The sequence below is a fragment of the Acidovorax sp. LjRoot204 genome (assembly GCF_056175785.1).
On record NZ_JBGFFF010000007.1, the window covers coordinates 1 to 16,253 of the forward strand.

At 64.7% G+C, this 16,253-nt stretch carries 16 protein-coding genes; 5 read left to right on the forward strand and 11 right to left on the reverse strand.

Annotated features, from left to right (window positions below; genetic code table 11):
- The 3 genes from AC04MI_RS02675 to AC04MI_RS02685 all read right to left on the reverse strand — a co-directional run.
- Positions 1-253: sugar nucleotide-binding protein (locus AC04MI_RS02675; RefSeq protein ID WP_476496992.1), on the reverse strand; the 253-nt coding region annotated here is incomplete at its 3' end.
- A complete protein-coding gene (gene rfbB / locus AC04MI_RS02680; RefSeq protein ID WP_436078365.1) occupies positions 250-1,338 on the reverse strand; it encodes a dTDP-glucose 4,6-dehydratase in 1,089 nt (362 codons plus the stop codon). The genes rfbB and AC04MI_RS02675, both read right to left, overlap by 4 nt.
- A gap of 110 nt (positions 1,339-1,448) precedes the next feature.
- Entirely contained in the window at positions 1,449-3,434 is a 1,986-nt protein-coding gene (locus AC04MI_RS02685) for an SDR family oxidoreductase (protein WP_436078364.1), read from the reverse strand.
- 228 nt (positions 3,435-3,662) lie between these two features.
- Between AC04MI_RS02685 and AC04MI_RS02690 the strand changes: the two genes are divergently transcribed.
- The 3 genes from AC04MI_RS02690 to AC04MI_RS02700 all read left to right on the forward strand — a co-directional run bounded on the left by AC04MI_RS02690 (position 3,663) and on the right by AC04MI_RS02700 (position 5,993).
- Positions 3,663-4,268 carry a phasin family protein gene (locus AC04MI_RS02690; protein WP_436078363.1) on the forward strand — a complete coding sequence of 202 codons (606 nt, stop codon included), beginning with the start codon at positions 3,663-3,665 and terminating at the stop codon, positions 4,266-4,268.
- A 229-nt stretch (positions 4,269-4,497) separates the two neighbouring features.
- Positions 4,498-5,160, forward strand: coding sequence for a TetR/AcrR family transcriptional regulator (locus tag AC04MI_RS02695; protein ID WP_476496994.1), 663 nt, complete (start codon positions 4,498-4,500; stop codon positions 5,158-5,160).
- A 56-nt stretch (positions 5,161-5,216) separates the two neighbouring features.
- A complete protein-coding gene (locus AC04MI_RS02700; protein ID WP_476496995.1) occupies positions 5,217-5,993 on the forward strand; it encodes a hypothetical protein in 777 nt (258 codons plus the stop codon).
- A gap of 192 nt (positions 5,994-6,185) precedes the next feature.
- On the opposite strand, the gene AC04MI_RS02705 is transcribed toward AC04MI_RS02700, so the two are convergent.
- Positions 6,186-6,953 carry a type III pantothenate kinase gene (locus AC04MI_RS02705; protein WP_436078362.1) on the reverse strand — a complete coding sequence of 256 codons (768 nt, stop codon included), beginning with the start codon at positions 6,951-6,953 and terminating at the stop codon, positions 6,186-6,188.
- 180 nt (positions 6,954-7,133) lie between these two features.
- Between AC04MI_RS02705 and lysM the strand changes: the two genes are divergently transcribed.
- Complete coding sequence (lysM, locus tag AC04MI_RS02710) at positions 7,134-7,622, forward strand: peptidoglycan-binding protein LysM (protein WP_056745437.1); 489 nt, start codon at positions 7,134-7,136, stop codon at positions 7,620-7,622.
- 76 nt (positions 7,623-7,698) lie between these two features.
- Here lysM and AC04MI_RS02715 read toward each other — a convergent pair whose 3' ends face one another.
- The 7 genes from AC04MI_RS02715 to AC04MI_RS02745 all read right to left on the reverse strand — a co-directional run bounded on the left by AC04MI_RS02715 (position 7,699) and on the right by AC04MI_RS02745 (position 15,088).
- Entirely contained in the window at positions 7,699-8,115 is a 417-nt protein-coding gene (locus AC04MI_RS02715) for a rhodanese-like domain-containing protein (protein WP_436078361.1), read from the reverse strand.
- A gap of 15 nt (positions 8,116-8,130) precedes the next feature.
- Positions 8,131-9,096 carry a M48 family metallopeptidase gene (locus AC04MI_RS02720; RefSeq protein ID WP_436078360.1) on the reverse strand — a complete coding sequence of 322 codons (966 nt, stop codon included), beginning with the start codon at positions 9,094-9,096 and terminating at the stop codon, positions 8,131-8,133.
- Positions 9,097-9,106: 10 nt separating this feature from the next.
- Positions 9,107-9,880, reverse strand: a complete 774-nt coding sequence (locus AC04MI_RS02725) for a lysophospholipid acyltransferase family protein (protein WP_476496996.1) — start codon at positions 9,878-9,880, stop codon at positions 9,107-9,109.
- Between the two features lie 85 nt (positions 9,881-9,965).
- Positions 9,966-10,562 carry a D-glycero-beta-D-manno-heptose 1,7-bisphosphate 7-phosphatase gene (gene gmhB / locus AC04MI_RS02730; RefSeq protein ID WP_056059492.1) on the reverse strand — a complete coding sequence of 199 codons (597 nt, stop codon included), beginning with the start codon at positions 10,560-10,562 and terminating at the stop codon, positions 9,966-9,968.
- Between the two features lie 47 nt (positions 10,563-10,609).
- A complete protein-coding gene (glyS, locus tag AC04MI_RS02735; protein ID WP_476496998.1) occupies positions 10,610-12,751 on the reverse strand; it encodes a glycine--tRNA ligase subunit beta in 2,142 nt (713 codons plus the stop codon).
- An 11-nt stretch (positions 12,752-12,762) separates the two neighbouring features.
- Positions 12,763-13,668, reverse strand: coding sequence for a glycine--tRNA ligase subunit alpha (gene glyQ / locus AC04MI_RS02740; protein ID WP_476497000.1), 906 nt, complete (start codon positions 13,666-13,668; stop codon positions 12,763-12,765).
- Between the two features lie 343 nt (positions 13,669-14,011).
- On the reverse strand, positions 14,012-15,088 hold the full coding sequence (locus AC04MI_RS02745) for a type II asparaginase (RefSeq protein ID WP_056745447.1): 1,077 nt from the start codon (positions 15,086-15,088) through the stop codon (positions 14,012-14,014).
- Between the two features lie 209 nt (positions 15,089-15,297).
- On the opposite strand from AC04MI_RS02745, the gene AC04MI_RS02750 reads away from it, so the two are divergent.
- Positions 15,298-16,227, forward strand: a complete 930-nt coding sequence (locus AC04MI_RS02750) for a LysR family transcriptional regulator (protein ID WP_436078357.1) — start codon at positions 15,298-15,300, stop codon at positions 16,225-16,227.
- Positions 16,228-16,253: the final 26 nt, after the last annotated feature.

Consider the following 16,253-nt stretch of genomic DNA (forward strand, 5'->3'; position numbering starts at 1 on the left):
GCGTGGTGGCGTTCAGCGTGCGGGCGAAGTCGGCTTCGCTCTCGGCCTTGTCCACAGCGGTGTGGGCCGCAGCATTGACGATGACATCGGGGCGCAGGGCGCGCACCGTCTCGGCCACACCCGTCGGGTTCGCAAAGTCGCCGCAGTGATCCGCGCTGTCGTGGTCCAGCGCCGTGACCGTGCCCAACATGGACAAGCTACGCTGCAACTCCCAGCCAACCTGGCCGCCTTTGCCAAAGAGCAGGATGTTCATGCGCGGGCGTCTGCTGCGTGGGTTGGCTGCTGCTCGTACTGGGTCTCCACCCAATCGCGGTACGCACCAGTCTGCACACTGGCCACCCAGTCGCCATTCTCCAGGTACCACTGCACGGTCTTGCGGATGCCGGTGTCGAAGGTCTCCGCAGGCTTCCAGCCCAGCTCACGCTCGATCTTGCGCGCATCGATCGCGTAGCGGCGGTCATGACCAGGACGGTCCTTCACGTAGGTGATCTGGGTGCGGTAGCTCTGGCCGTCAGCGCGGGGGCGCAGCTCGTCGAGCAGCGCACACACCATGTTCACGATCTCGATGTTGGGCTTCTCGTTCCAGCCACCCACGTTATAGGTCTCGCCGGGCGTACCGGCTTCCAGCACGCGGCGGATAGCGCTGCAGTGGTCTTTCACATAGAGCCAGTCGCGCACCTGCATGCCGTCGCCATACACCGGCAGGTTCTTGCCGGCCAGCGCGTTGACGATCATTAGCGGGATCAGCTTCTCAGGGAAGTGGTACGGCCCGTAGTTGTTGCTGCAGTTGGTGGTGAGGACCGGCAGTCCGTAGGTGTGGTGCCATGCGCGCACCAGATGGTCGCTTGCGGCTTTGCTGGCGCTGTAGGGACTGTTGGGCTCAAAGCCATGCGTCTCGGTGAAGGCCGGGTCGGTGGGCGCGAGCGAGCCGTACACCTCGTCGGTGGATACGTGCAGTAACCTGAAGGCGGCACGTTCGCCCTCGGGCAGCACAGTCCAGTAAGCRCGCACGGCTTCGAGCAGGCGGAATGAGCCGACGATGTTGGTCTGGATGAAATCCTCGGGGCCGTGGATAGAACGGTCCACATGCGACTCGGCTGCGAAATTCACCACCGCGCGGGGCTTGTGCTCGGTCAGCAGCTGGGCTACCAACGCAGAGTCGCAAATATCCCCTTGCACAAAGATGTGCCGCGCATTTCCTTGCACACCGTCCAAGTTGTGCAGATTGCCCGCATAAGTGAGCTTGTCGAGGTTGACGACGGGCTCGCTCGACGCAGCAAGCCAGTCAAGGACAAAGTTAGCGCCAATAAAACCCGCGCCGCCAGTTACCAAAATCATAGGGAGGCTGTATGTAATGCCGACTTGGCAAAGCCCGTGATTATCCCTGTCCGCCTAGCTTCTGGGTAACAGAGTTCAACACGGGCCCATTCGAGCGAGGCGTAGCAGCTTCAGAAATGGATGCCACGCATCATTTGCTGCAGCGCTACCGCCTCGGCGGACAACTGCGGCTTGGCATCCTTGGCGCCCTTGGCGGCGGTGGAATCCGGGAACATACGGAAGCTCGTGTTCATGGTGATCTGCGCCACGCGCGGCACCAGCGCGTGCAGCAGTTGGCCGGTGATGCCCAGGCGCGTGGCGATACGCACCGGCTTGAAGATGCAGGCCTGGGCGATCATGTCCGCTGCCTCTTCAGGACTCAGCGTGGGTACGTTGTTGTAGATCTTGGTGGGCGCGATCATCGGCGTGCGCACCAGGGGCATGTTGATGGTTGTGAAGGTGATGCCCTGGTCCGCGAACTCGCTGGAGGCACAACGCGTCCAGGCATCCAATGCTGCCTTGCTGGCCACATAGGCCGAAAAGCGGGGTGCGTTGGTGAGCACGCCAATGGAGCTGATGTTGACCACATGGCCCTTGCGCTTTTCGACCATGCCAGGCAAGAAGCCCATGGTCACGCGCAGGCAGCCGAAGTAGTTCAGCTGCATGGTGCGTTCGTAATCGTGGAAGCGGTCGTAGCTCGACTCGATGGCGCGGCGGATGGAGCGGCCCGCGTTATTGATCAGGAAATCCACACCGCCATGCTTGTCGGTGAGCAGCTGCACAAAGCGATCGCAGTCGGTCATGTCGGCGATGTCGGCCGAGTACGCGATGAAGCTGTAGCCTTTCGCCTTTGCCTCGGCACAGGCCTCGTCGAGCTTGTCCTGGTCACGCCCGCAGATGATGGTGGTGGCGCCTGCCTCGGCAAACTTGTGCGCTGCCGCCAGCCCAATGCCAGAAGATCCACCGGTGATCAGCACCACCTTGCCCGCCACCGTGCCCTTGAGCGTGCGGTCGATGAACAGCTCGGGGTCCAGATTGCGCTCCCAGTAGTCCCACAGCCGCCAGGCGTAGTCCTTGAGATTGGGGCAGGTGACGCCGGAGCCCTTGAGCGCGGCCAACGTTTCGCGGCAATCAAAGCGCGTGGGGTAATTCACGAAGGTGAGCATGTCCTCGGGCAGGCCCAGGTCCTTCATCACCGCGTTACGCACGCGGCGCACGGGCGCCAGCGCCATCAGGCTCTTCTTCACGCTCTTGGGGATGAAGCCCAACAACGCGGCGTTGACGAACAGGTTCATGCGCGGCGCATGGGCTGCGCGGCTGAAGATATCGAGCACATCGCCCACGCGGTAGCCCACTGGGTCCACCAGGTGGTAACACTTCTTGGTGATGTCTTTTTGGTGGCTGATGACGTTCAGTGCGTTCACCACAAAGTCCACAGGTACGATGTTGACCCGCCCTCCTTCCAGACCCACGGTGGGCATCCAGGGCGGCAGCAGCTGGCGCAGGCGCTGGATGAGCTTGAAGAAGTAGTAGGGCCCGTCGATCTTGTCCATCTCGCCGGTCTGGCTGTCGCCCACCACCATGGCAGGGCGGTACACCGTCCAGGGCACCTTGCAGTCCTGGCGCACGATCTTTTCGCTCTCGTGTTTGGTCTGGAAGTACGGGTGGTCCAGGCCCTCGGCTTCCTCGAACATGTCTTCGCGGAACACGCCTTCATACAGACCTGCGGCAGCGATGGACGAGACATGGTGGAAGTGCCCGGCATCAATCGCCTTGGCCAGGTCCACCGTATTGCGCGTGCCCTCGATGTTCACGGCCACCTGGGTTTCTTCGTCAGCAGAGAGGTCATACACCGCGGCCAGGTGGTAGAAGTGGTCGATCTGGCCCTTGAGCTTCTTCACGTCTTCTGCCGAGACGCCCAGCTTCTTGGCGGTGAGGTCGCCAAACACGGGGACGGCGCGTGCAGGGCCTACGCCCCAGAAGCTGCGCAGGTCGGCCACCTTGTCCGCACTTTCCTTGCGGATCAGGAAATGCACCACCGCCCCCTTGCGCTCCAGCAGCTTCTTGACCAGCCGCTTGCCAATGAACCCTGTTGCCCCCGTCACAAAATACTGCATGGATAACTCCTCTGAGATAGCTTCATTCTTGCCCAAGGCCTGCACACCCCGATTCAGCAGAAACCCGCGCCGATGCTAGGTGCCCAGCGGGCAGGCGGGCTAGATGGCACGCTCTACATTTTTAGGAGCGCGCGCCTACACCTTGCGCACCGTGCGGCGTACAGTGCGGCCATGCGTCGAAGGCAAAATCGCCCCGGCAACCCCAACCAACCGCACCATGGAGGCCTTATGGTCAAGAAACTGCAGAAACTCAGCGCTGACAAGAAGAAGAGCAACGCCCAACTGTCCAGCACCGTCAAGGACTCSGCCCAGCAGATCTGGCTGGCCGGTCTGGGTGCCTTCTCCAAGGCGCAGGAAGAAGGTGGCAAGGTGTTTGAAGCCCTGGTCAAGGAAGGCCTGACCATCCAGCGCAAGACCCAGGCCGTGGCCGAGGAAAAGATCACCGAAGCCACCAGCCGCGTGACCACCATGGCCAGCGACATCGGCTCCAAGGCCCAGGGCCAGTGGGACAAGCTCGAAAACATCTTTGAAGACCGCGTGGCCAAGGCACTGGCCAAGCTGGGCGTGCCCTCGGCCCGCGACCTGGAAGCCCTGAGCGCCCGTGTGGACGCCCTGGCCAAGGGCAGCAAGGCGGCCCCCGCCAAAGCTGCAGCCAAGGCAGCCGCCAAGCCTGTTGCCAAGGCCCCTGCCAAGAAGGCGGCTGCAAAGAAGGCCGCGCCCGCCAAGGCAGCCGCAAAGCCTGCAGCCAAGGCCCCCGCCAAGAAGGCTGCGGCCAAGAAGACCGCAACACGTGCCGCTGCCGACGCAGTCCCCAGCACGCCGTCGGCCAGCTGATCACAGCTTGCCTGCGGCAAGCACCCAGCCCGCACCAAGCGGTCCGCGCGCCACGGCGCCTGGACCGCTTTTCTTTTTTTGGTGAAACCCGTGAAGTGCGCTAAAAGCGATCCGGGAGCGACACGCGCGTCCTCTTCTCATGTCGCACTGCAGCATGACTGCGTGGGTTAGAGTAGCCATCAGAGACAACGCAACAACGACACACAACGACGCGAAGGGGCCCACACACATGGTGAAGAAAGCGCCACGCCGCACCGCAGAACGCATTCTGGAAGTGACGCTGGACCTGTTCAACCGGTTCGGTGAACCCAACGTCTCCACCACCCTGATCTCGGCCGAGTTGCGCATCAGCCCTGGCAATCTCTACTACCACTACCCCGCCAAGGAMGAGCTGATCAACGCGCTGTTTGATCGCTACGAAGGCTCGCTCACCGAGCTGCTGGCCGCAGCAGATGGCGTGCGCAATGTGGAGGACGCCTGGTTCTTCATGCACTCGCTGTTCGAGCTGATCTGGCRGTACCGCTTTCTSTACCGCGAYCTSAACGACCTGCTGWSCAAGAACCGGCRCCTGGAGACGCACTTCCAGGCCATCCTCAAGAACAAGACCCGCGCCGTGCGCGCGATGCTCGATGGCATGGGACGCGCAGACGCGCTGCACATCGACTCGCGCGAGCTGGAGGCCACCGCCACCAGCATGGTCGTTGTGCTCACCTACTGGCTCAGTTTTGAATACGTGCGCGACCCGCGCCGCGCGCTGGAGCCTGAAAGCGCCCAGGCCGCGCTGCTGCGCGGAGCCCACCATGTGCTGAACCTGCTCATGCCCTACCTCGAAAGCGGCCAGCGGGCCCACCTGCTGGAGCTGGTCGGCGCCTACGCCGCAGTGCCTGGCTGATACAGAGACGGCCCACCACAGACACCCAACCACAAGAACTTCCGGAGACACACACCATGGCCAAATGGACCCCCTTCCCCCACGCCGGCGACTACCAGTTCGACGCTGCGAGCGTCAAGAAGCAATGGGCACGACTGCATGGCGGTGATGCCGAACCCTGCCCCAAGGACGCAGCCGTGCTGGAAGCGTGGGCGCTGTTCCACAACGGCGACTTTGAGAAAGCGGCGGCTGCAGGCCTGGCGACCGGTGGCGCGGGCATTACTGCGGCCAACAAGGCCACCTCCATCTACGCCAACTACCTGGAGCCCAAGGAAAAGACGCGGCTGGACCTGTTCATGCAGGTGGCCGAAAGGGCCGAGGCCCAGGCAGCCGCAGAACCGAACAACGCCAACGCCTGGTACTGGCAKGCSTATGCGCTSGGSCGCTACAGCCAGGGCATCAGCGTGGCCAAGGCGCTGGCGCAGGGCCTGGGCGGCAAGGTGAAGGAGTCGCTGGAAAAGGCCATCGCCCTGTCGCCCAAACACGCCGATGCGCGCATTGCGCTGGGTGCCTTCCATGCGGAGGTGATCGACAAGGTGGGTTCGCTGATTGGCGGCATGACCTATGGCGCCAAGAAGGACACGGGCCTCAAGCTGTTTCAGGAAGCCCTCAAGCTCAACCCGGGATCGGCCATCGCCATGATTGAGTACGCCAATGCCCTCGTCATGCTGGAGGGCGACAAGAAGATGAAGGAAGCCACTGCGCTCTACGAAAAGGCCGCCACCGCGGAACCCATGGATGCCATGGAGCGGCTGGATGTGGAGATGGCACGGGCGGAACTGGAAGAAGAGTAAGAGGCAGCCCCCTGAGCGGCTTTGCCGCTTCCCCCTTCTCTCGACTGGCTACGCCATTCGGGAAGGGGGACGACACCCTCGCTGCGGGGCGGCCCTTGCTCGGTGTCTCTGGCTTGCGCAGCGCCAGTTTTGCACAGAGGTTTGCAGTAGATTGCCGTGTCGCGCTGCTATGGATGCGGAGCTCAAAAGCCCTCAGCCCCCAAACCGCTGCGCGGCAATCTCCAGCAGACCGTCAAAAATCAGGTTGTCCACCAGCTCAAACGGCCGTGTCATGCTGGGCGCCATCTTCCAGCCGGCGCCGCCGGTCATGATGCAGGCAGGCTCCTGGCCGCAGTGCTGCAACAGGTGCTGGTACATGCGCTCCACGGCCCCCGCGATGGCGTAGGTGCCTCCACTGGTCAGCGCATCGCTGGTGTTGGTAGGGAACGGGCGCACTTCACCCGTAGGCACGTGCAGGCCGGCGGTGCCGGATTCAAGCGCACGCAGCATGATGCCGTGGCCGGGCAGGATCAGGCCGCCCATGAAACGACCCTCGGTGTCGATGCACTCCACCGTCACGGCCGTGCCCACCATCACCACCACCAGCGGCCGTGCAGGGCCGCTTGCCAGCACATGGTGGCGTGCGCCGATCATGGCCACCCACCGGTCCGAGCCCAGGCGCGAAGGGTGGTCGTAGCCGTTGGTCAACCCCGCCTCTTGCGCCGATGACACCACCCACGAGGGGGCGACGTCCCAGATTTCCATCTGCTCCTGTACGCGGCGTTTGACGGCATCTCCCGCCACCACACAGCCCAGCATGCGTGTCGGATGGGGCAGCGAGGCCCAGCCGCCTTCGGCCAGGCGGTCGATGTGGTCGAGAAACTCGGCGCCATGCGCAATGAGCGCAGCCCCGGGGCGGGGAGCGTCGTACAACGCCCATTTGAGACGGGTGTTACCGACGTCGATGGCCAGAAAAGTMATGCGGCGGATTATCCCGAGTTTTGCGATGCGCCCCTGCCCGAGCGCGACAGCCACTGCAGCACCAACCCTCCCCGGCCCCCAAATTGTGAAAAATCGTGTCGCGCCCCTGTCCGACACGACGCAGCCGCCCGTACCCGCTACAGTGGTCCTTCCTGTTTCTGCAACATTAGGAGGTACGACATGGGTCTTTTCAGTTTCATCAAGGAAGCCGGCGAAAAGCTGTTCGGCGGTAAAGAAGCGCAGGCCGCCACGGCCGCCGCCCCCACGCAGGATGAACTCAACGCCAAGGCATCCAAGGCCATCGAGACCTACATCGCGTCCCAAAACCTGGGAGCCAGCAACGTACAGGTGGCATTCGACGGCACGCAAGGCAAGGTCACCGTCAAGGGCACCGCGCCCACCCAGGCCGCCAAGGAAAAAGTCACCCTGTGCTGCGGCAACGTGGCCAGCGTGACCAGCGTCGAGAACCTGATGGAGGTGACCAACCCCGAGCCCGAGGCCCAATACCACGACGTGGTGCGCGGCGACACGCTGAGCGCCATTGCCAAGAAGTTCTATGGCGACGCCAACAAGTACCCCGTGATCTTCGAGGCCAACAAGCCCATGCTGAGCCACCCCGACAAGATCTATCCCGGCCAGAAGCTGCGGATTCCGCCACTGACCAAGTAATCTCTCGCAGATTCAAGCCCTCTGAGCTGCCAGCGCTAGTAGAAAAAGCGCTGGCAGCTCTTTTTTTGATAGCGAATCAGCTCTGCTTCCACGGCAGGCCATGAAAGCGCCAGCCACCACGTTTGCCGCGTTGGCCTTGCGCATCCGCATCGCCCTCAAACCCTTCGAGGATGTTGTACGCGGTGATACCCAACTCGGTGGCGCGGCGCGCGGCGGCAATGGAGCGCACACCGCTGCGGCACAGCAGCACGGCCCGTCCACCCTCGGGCACCGCAGCGCGCATCTGGGCATCGAAGTCGGCATTCATCGCCATGCCCGGCCATTGCTTCCAGGCCACCGCAGCGGCGCCGGGCACGTGGCCCACCCACTCGCGTTCGGCGTCGCTGCGCACGTCCACCAGCACGGCCTGCCCCGCCTGCACCCATTGCCAGGCCTGTTGGGGCGTCACGTCACCGGCGTAGCCTTCGGCGGGGGAAATCTTGGCTTCGGTCATCGTCAGGGTCCTTCTTCAATCCCACAAGGGGGCGGGTTCGTCACGGAGATGGCTGCGCAGTTGCGCGTAGTCCGGCACCACGGTGGCCACGGTGTCCCAGAAGCGGGGGCTGTGGTCCATCACGCGCAGGTGGGCCAGTTCGTGCGCCACCACGTAGTCGATGATGGCCGGGCGGTAGTGCAGCAGGCGCCAGTTCAGGCGGATGGAGCCGTCGGCCTTGGCGCTGCCCCAGCGAGTGTTGGCGCTTGACAGGCGCAGGCTGGCCCAGCGCACGCCCAGCAGCGGGGCAAAATGGTCCAGCCGCTCGGTGAAGTGGCGGCGCGCGTCGCGCATCAACCAGGCCTGGACGGCATCGCGGACCTGTGCGGGGCTGGCGCTGTGCGGCAGGCCAATGTGCAGGCTGGGCGTCGTGGCTGTGCCGCCCGGCTCCACCGCCGCCACCAGCGCTCCACCTTTGCCCGCAAAGCCGTGGCTCGGGTCCAGCACCAGCCTCAGCGGCTCACCCAGATAGGGCAGCTCTGCGCCATGGGCCCAGACGATACGACCGCCTTCCATGCGTTGCTGGCGCTCGCGCGCCTCCGACAGCTTGCGCAGAATCCAGTCGGACTTCTCGCGCAGCGCGGCATCCACTGCGCCCAGCGTCACCCAGCTGGGGGCCCGCACCGACAGGCCATCGGCCCCCACGGTAAAGCCGATGCTGCGGCGGCGCGCGCGCTGCAGCGCATAGGCCACGACGGCATCTCCCAGCAACACCTCGCGGCTGGCCTGGGGGTGGCGGAATTCGGCGGGCGACAACAGCGAGGGCAGCGGCACCGCTGGCGCCGCAGGCCGGCTCACTATAGTTTTAGGAGCTACCGGCGCTTGATCGACTGGCGCTTGTGGCTGATTGGGCTTGAAACCTGCAGCCACAGGACTGGGGCCTGCTGCAGGGGCCCCGGGCGGGTCGAACAGGTCCAGCGCCAGTTGCACAAGCCGCTGCATCACGGTCGGTTTACTTCCCGCTGGAGGCCGCGATGTTGKCCGCAGGGGCTGGGTAAGCCTCTGGGTCCAGGCGACGCATCTCGGCCTCGATCCAGGCCTCCACCTCGCGCATCAGTTCGTCGGGCTGGCGCCCCACGCTGGAGATGGGCTTGCCAATCGACACATCCACCACGCCGGGGCGCTTGACGAACGCCTTGCGCGGCCACACTTTGGCCGAGGTCACGGCGATTGGAATCACTGGCGCACCGGTGTCAATCGCCAGGCGCGTACCGCCGGTCTTGTAGKTGCCCTTCTGSCCSCGCKSAATGCGSGTGCCCTCGGGRAACATGATGATCCAGATGCCCTKSGCCAGCAGGTCCTTGCCCTGCTGCACSACCTTGTTGAAGGCCTGCGYGCGCTGGYTGCGGTCGATGTGGATCATGTCSAGCCGCCCGATGGCCCAGCCGAAGAAGGGCACATGCAGCAGTTCCTTCTTGAACACGTAGGCCAGAGGGTGCGGCATGATCACCGGCATCAGGAAAGTCTCGTACGTGGACTGGTGCTTGACCAGCAGGATGGCGCCTTCGTTGGCGCCCTGCGGCAGGTTCTCCATGCCGGTCACCTCGGCGCGGATGCCCAGAACCACCCGGGCGCCGCTGATGCACAGCGACAGCCAGGCCCGGGCGATGCGGTACAGGGGCACACCCCGCACGCCCAGCAGCGTGCCCAGCATGATGGCCAGCGCGTAAGGCACCACGGTGATGCCCATCCAGAGAAGGTGAATGACAGAACGGATAAGAGCCATTGGGATGTCTTTTTGGCCGCAAGCGCTAGTGAAATATGCGCCAACAGCTATTAATTAAATAGCATCAAGATGCTGCTGCGCCCTGTCACGACAGCGGCAAGGGCGCTGCGGCCACGGCGGCTGCGGCGCTTGGCACCACCGGCAGCAACTGGTCCACAAAATCTCCGAGGCTGGCGTGCAACTGCGTACCCGCCGGCAACCCCGCAGGCAACGCCCCGCCCGGCCGCAACGCGGCAGACCGGCCGGTGCACACCAGGTGCAACTGGGCCCCCAGGGCGGCACCCGCCTGCAGGTGGGCCTCGCAGCTGCCGACCACGCGGACCTCGTTACGCTCCATGCCGTAGCGGTCGCAAATCTGCTCCAGCAGGCCCGGGGCGGGCTTGCGGCAGCTGCAGTCCTCGTCGGCCGCATGGGGGCAATAGAACACCGCGTCGATGCGCCCGCCCACCGCCGCCACCTGCCGGTGCATCTTGGCGTGGATGGCGTTGAGCGCCACCACGTCAAACAGGCCCCGGCCCAATCCCGGCTGGTTGGTGGCGACCACCACATGCCAGCCGGCATGGTTGAGGCGGGCAATGGCTTCGAGCGCGCCCGGCACCGCCGCCCACTCGTCGGCCGAAGTGATGTATTCATCCCCCATCGGGTTGAGGGTGCCGTCGCGGTCGAGGATGGCGAGTTTCATAGGAGGGGTTTGCCTTGTGAGAACCACCAGCCTACCAGCACCAGGGGTCAGGCCGCCAGACGGGACAAATCGGCCACGCGGTTCATGGCTTCGTGCAACGTCTTGAGCAGGCCCTGGCGGTTCAGGCGCAGGTCCAGCTGCTCGGCGTTCACCATCACGTCGTCAAAGAACGCATCCACGGGCGCACGCAGCACGGCCAGGGTCTGCAGGCTGGCGGTGTAGTCGCCCGCGTCGAACTGGGCATTGGCCTCGGGCACAAAGCGCTGCAGCGCGGCGTACAGGTCCTGCTCGGCCTTTTCCTGCAGCAGGTTGGGGTTGACGTGGGCATCCACCGGGCCTTCGACCTCGGCCTTCTTGAGGATGTTGCCAACGCGCTTGTTGGCGGCTGCCAGGGCGGAGCTTTCGGGCAAGGCGGCAAAGGCACGCACTGCGGCCAGCTGCTTCTCGACCAGGGCCAGGCGCTGCGGGCGCAGGGCCAGCACGGCGTCCACTTCTTGCGCGCTGTAGCCTTGCTCACGCAGGCTGCCGGCAAGGCGGTCGTAGATGAAATCGGCCAGAGCGGGCGTGGCGTCGGTGATCTTGTCGCCAAAGGCAGGCACGGCACCGGCCAGCAGCGCGCTCAAGTCCAGCGGCAGGTCTTTTTCGACCAGCATGCGGATCACGCCSARYGCATGGCGGCGCAGCGCGAASGGATCGCGGTCGCCSGTGGGYAGGTTKCCGATGCCGAACATGCCGACCAGSGTYTCGAGYTTGTCGGCCAGCGCSACCACMASGCCSRCGSTGTTGCGCGGCAGYKCRTCGCCSGCAAAGCGSGGCTTGTAGTGGTCTTCGATCGCGTTCGCCACGGTCTCGCCCAGGCCGTCGTTCAGGGCGTAGTAGCCGCCCATGATGCCCTGCAGCTCGGGGAACTCGCCCACCATATCGGTCACGAGGTCGGTCTTGGCCAGTTGCGCGGCCAGGTCGGCGTCCTGCACCAGTTGCGCGTCGCCCAGCTGGGATGCAATCGCCTTGGCGATGGCGCGCACGCGCTCCACGCGCTCACCCTGCGTGCCCAACTTGTTGTGATAAACCACCTTGCCCAGGSCCTCGACACGCGAGGCCAGSGWYTTCTTGCGGTCCTGGTCRAAGAAGAACTTGGCRTCGGCCAGGCGGGGGCGCACCACGCGCTCGTTGCCGCCGRYCACMRMGCTCGYGTCTTCSGGGCTGATGTTGCTGACCACCAGGAACTTGTTGGTGAGCTTGCCCGCGGCGTCCAGCAGCGGGAAGTACTTCTGGTTGGCCTTCATCGTGAGGATGAGGCACTCTTGTGGCACACCCAGGAACTGCTCTTCAAACTGGCAGATGACCACGTTGGGGCGCTCCACCAGCGCGGTCACCTCGTCCAGCAGGGCTTCGTCTTCGATGGGGCGGGCGCCGTTGCCCACCTTCGCAGCAGCCGCAGCCAGCTGGCGCGCGATCTCGGCCTTGCGCTCGGCAAAGCTGGCGATCACGGCGCCGTCCTTCTTCAGCGTGGCGGAGTAGCTGTCGGCGTCGGCCAGCACCACGGGCGAAACGGCGGCTTCAAAACGGTGGCCGGTGGTGCTGTTGCCAGCGGTCAGGCCCAGCGCCTTCACGGGCACCACGGTGCTGCCATGCAGCGCCACCAGGCCGTGTGCGGGGCGCACAAAGTTCACGCTGGTCCAGCCGGGCAGCTCGCAGTCGGTTTCGAGCTGGTAGCTCATCACCTTGGGGATAGGGAGCTTGGCAATGGCTTCGTCCAGCGCCTTTTGCAGGCCCGCCGCCAACGTGGCACCGGGCACCACGCTGTCGTAGAACAGGGCTTCGGCCTTGCCGTCCTGCGCGCGCTTCAAGGCAGCCACAGCGGCTGCGGGGTTGGACACATCGGCGCCCAGCGCCTGCAGCTTTTTCAGCAGCGCAGGCGTGGCGTTGCCGTCCGCTTGAAGGCCCACGGTCACGGGCATCAGCTTTTGCTGCACGGCCTTGTCGGCGGCCTTGTCGGCCACGGCGGTCACATGCGCGGCCAGGCGGCGGGGCGAGGCAAAGGGCGTGACCACCGAGGAGGCAGACGCCAGTCCCAGGGCCTTGAGCTGGTCGCCCAGCACGGTGGCGAAAGCATCGCCCAGCTTCTGCAGCGCCTTGGGCGGCAGCTCTTCGACAAACAGTTCAACGAGGAGGTTTGGGGTTGTCATCGTCATTTCTCTCACGCAGCCTTCTTCGTCATCTGTTCCACCCACTCGCGCGGCGCCATGGGGAAGCCCAGGCGCTCGCGGCTCTCGTAGTAGCTCTGCGCCACGGCTCGGGCCAGGTTGCGGATGCGGCCGATGTACGCGGCACGCTCGGTCACGCTGATCGCACCGCGCGCATCCAGCAGGTTGAAGCTGTGTGCGGCCTTGAGCACCTGCTCGTAGGCGGGCAGCGCCAGCTGCTGCTCCATCAGGTACTTGGCCTGCTTTTCGTGCGCGTTGAAGGCGGTGAACAAGAAGTCCGCGTCGCTGTGCTCGAAGTTGTAGGTGGACTGCTCCACCTCGTTTTGCTTGTACACGTCACCGTAGCTCAGTGTGTCGGTCCACKTGAGGTTGTAGACGTTGTCCACGCCCTGCAGGTACATGGCCAGGCGCTCCAGGCCGTAGGTGATCTCGCCGGTGGCGGGCTTGCAGTCAATGCCGCCGACCTGCTGGAAGTAGGTGAACTGCGTGACTTCCATGCCGTTGAGCCACACCTCCCAGCCCAGGCCCCAGGCGCCGAGCGTGGGGTTCTCCCAGTCGTCTTCGACAAAGCGGATGTCGTTCTTTTTCAGGTCGAAGCCCAGGGCTTCGAGCGAGCCCAGGTACAGCTCCAGGATGTTGGCCGGTGCGGGCTTGAGCACCACCTGGTACTGGTAGTAGTGCTGCAGGCGGTTGGGGTTCTCGCCGTAGCGGCCGTCCTTGGGGCGGCGGCTGGGCTGCACGTAGGCGGCCTTCCAGGGCTCGGGGCCGAKSGCGCGCAGGAAGGTGGCAGTGTGCGAGGTGCCGGCGCCCACTTCCATGTCATAGGGTTGCAGAAGGGCGCAACCCTGCGCGTCCCAGTAGGACTGCAGCTTCAAAATGATTTGCTGGAATGTCAACATGGCGTCTGTGGCTGAGGCACTGGCAAGCCAGGGCCTGGCAAGTAAGGGGAAAAAGAAGAAAACGCGGTGCGCGAGCCAAACCCAGCGCCCGCCGCCCCATGGGCAGCAAGGACGGGCATCGCGCGCGCAAACCGGTGATTTTACGGCGCGCAGCCGCGCGTGCTGCGGCAGCGCCAGCAACACCGGCCCGCGCCCATGAAAAAAGGCCGGAGCCCTTTTGGAGCCCCAGCCTTCCCAACCAGTCACGCGAGCTATAAGCCGGTGCGTACCGGTGGCCACACGGGTGTGGCCGTCAACGCATGCATCGCGTCAAAGCATGGCGTTCTAACCTCGGAAACAGGGATCAATACTCCCAGAAAATGCGCTGCAGTTCCTTGCTGTCGTTGGTCTTGGTCAAAGCGACCATGGCCAGGATGCGGGCCTTTTGGGGGCGCAGGTCATGGGCCACCACCCAGTCGTACTTGTCGTCGGGCTGCTCGGCATTGCGCAGCACAAAACCATCGGGCACGCGGGCCGAACGGATGATCTGCACGCCCTGGCCACGCAAGGCCTTGAGCGAATCGACCGCCTGTGCGGCCACCGAGCCGTTGCCCGTGCCGGCATGGATCAGCGCCTTGACGCCGGCCTTGCCGTAGGCCTCGATGCCCGTGGTGTTCATGTTGCCGTAGCCGTACACGATGTCCACGGCGGGCAGCGCCTTGATATCGTCGATGTTGAACTCGGAGTTGGTCGTGTGGCGCTTGACCGGGGCGCGGAACCAGTAGTTCTTGCCTTCCACCACCATGCCCAGCGGGCCCCACTGGCTCTTGAAGGCCTCGGTCTTGATGTTGATGGTCTTGCTCACGTCGCGACCGCTCTGGATCTCGTCGTTCATCGTGACCAGCACGCCCTTGCCGGCGGCGTCCTTGCTGGCAGCCACAGTCACGGCGTCGTACAGGTTCAGCGCGCCGTCAGCCGACAGGGCCGTGCCGGGACGCATGGAGCCGACCACCACGATGGGCTTGTTGGTGCGCACGGTGAGGTTCAGGAAGTACGCGGTTTCTTCCAGGGTGTCCGTGCCGTGGGTGATCACGATGCCGTCCACGTCTGCCTGCTTGGCCAGGGCCGACACGCGCTGCCCGAGGCGCAGCAGGTGCTCGTTGGTGAAGCTCTCGGAGGCGATCTGGAACACCTGCTCACCCGACACCTTGGCCACATTGGCCAGCTCAGGTAGGCCTGCCAGGAGCTTGTCCACCGGCACCTTGGCGGCGGCATAGGTTGCGCTGTTGGCGGCCGAGGCGCCCGCACCGGCAATGGTGCCGCCCGTGGCCAGCACCACCACGTTGGGCTTGGCAGCCTGGGCCATGGCAACGGCGGAGGCAGCAGACAACAGCAAACCCGCGAGCCAGCGGCTGGCGGTGGGGGAGGAAGAAATGTGCATGAAGAAGTCTCCTGATTTTTTTTGGGTGGCAGCGCGCGTTGCGCCGCTTTATTCAAAACCGCCGGTGAAGCGGTGCCGCATCCTATGAGAAACCAGAACACAGTCATGCGGAATAATTGACCCACCCTTATGAATTCAGTTCACACCCCAGAACTGCCGTTCGAAGGCCGTGAAGTGCCCCTCGGCCACCGCCACAAGACAACTCCGCCATGAACTTGAGACAACTGGAAGTTTTTCAGGCCGTGCTGCAAACCGGCAACATGAGCGCAGCGGCGCGGTTGCTGTGCATCACCCCCTCAGCAATCAGCAAGGCCGTGGCGCACACCGAGCTGCAGCTGGGCTACCGGCTGTTCAACCGCTCGCCGGCAGGCCTGTCCCCGACGCCCGAGGCCCAGGTGCTGGCCACCGAATCCACCGGTATCTACCGGCAGCTGGATGCGCTAAAGCGCACCGCGCGCAACCTGGCCACCAGTGATTCGGGCGATGTGCGGCTGGGCGCCATACCGTCCATCACGCACGAATTTCTGCCGCGCCTGCTGCAGCACCATGCCGAGCAGCATCCGCAGGTGGGTGTGGAGGTGCGCACCATCCACCAGGACCAGATGACCCAGGCCCTGCTCACGCGCAGCGTGGACTTTTGCCTGGGTTTCTACAAGCACCCCCACCCACAAATCGCGAGCGATCTGCTGGTCAGTGGTCGCTTGTACCTGGCGGTCGCGACCAGCGTGTGGGCGCGTGCTCCCCGTGCCGCCAGCCCCGGTGCGCGGCTGGCGCAGGTGCCCGTGATCCGCCTGGTGGGCGAGGACCCCATGCGCCAGGCGATTGACGAAATCGCACACCGCCTCGGCTCGCCTGCCGGGCCCGGCATCCAGGTGCAGACATCGCGCCTGGCGCTGGAGCTGGTGCGCCGGGGCATGGGCTGGACGGTGGTGGACTTTCTCACCGCCAAGGGGCTGGACCCTGCACAGATGGTGGCACAGGAGCTGCACGAGCTGGCCCCCATGTCGCTGTACAGCTACCACGCGCGCGCCTTTCCGCCCGGCCTGCAGGCCACCCGCATGCTGGGCATGCTGCCCGCCTTGCTGCACGAGGCCCTGCAGCCCAACCCCAAGGCCCGTCAGGCGCTGACGGCCCGATAGAGCCCATGAAAAACGGCCTGCATGTC

What these genes read in the sequence shown, in the direction of transcription:
- gmhB (WP_056059492.1), bottom strand. Translation starts at nt 10,562, where the DNA reads ATGAAACTCGCCATCCTCGACCGCGACGGCACCCTCAACCCGATGGGG.
- AC04MI_RS02720 (WP_436078360.1), bottom strand. Translation starts at nt 9,096, where the DNA reads ATGCAGCGGCTTGTGCAACTGGCGCTGGACCTGTTCGACCCGCCCGGG.
- lysM (WP_056745437.1), top strand. Translation starts at nt 7,134, where the DNA reads ATGGGTCTTTTCAGTTTCATCAAGGAAGCCGGCGAAAAGCTGTTCGGC.
- AC04MI_RS02750 (WP_436078357.1), top strand. Translation starts at nt 15,298, where the DNA reads ATGAACTTGAGACAACTGGAAGTTTTTCAGGCCGTGCTGCAAACCGGC.
- AC04MI_RS02745 (WP_056745447.1), bottom strand. Translation starts at nt 15,088, where the DNA reads ATGCACATTTCTTCCTCCCCCACCGCCAGCCGCTGGCTCGCGGGTTTG.
- AC04MI_RS02685 (WP_436078364.1), bottom strand. Translation starts at nt 3,434, where the DNA reads ATGCAGTATTTTGTGACGGGGGCAACAGGGTTCATTGGCAAGCGGCTG.
- AC04MI_RS02715 (WP_436078361.1), bottom strand. Translation starts at nt 8,115, where the DNA reads ATGACCGAAGCCAAGATTTCCCCCGCCGAAGGCTACGCCGGTGACGTG.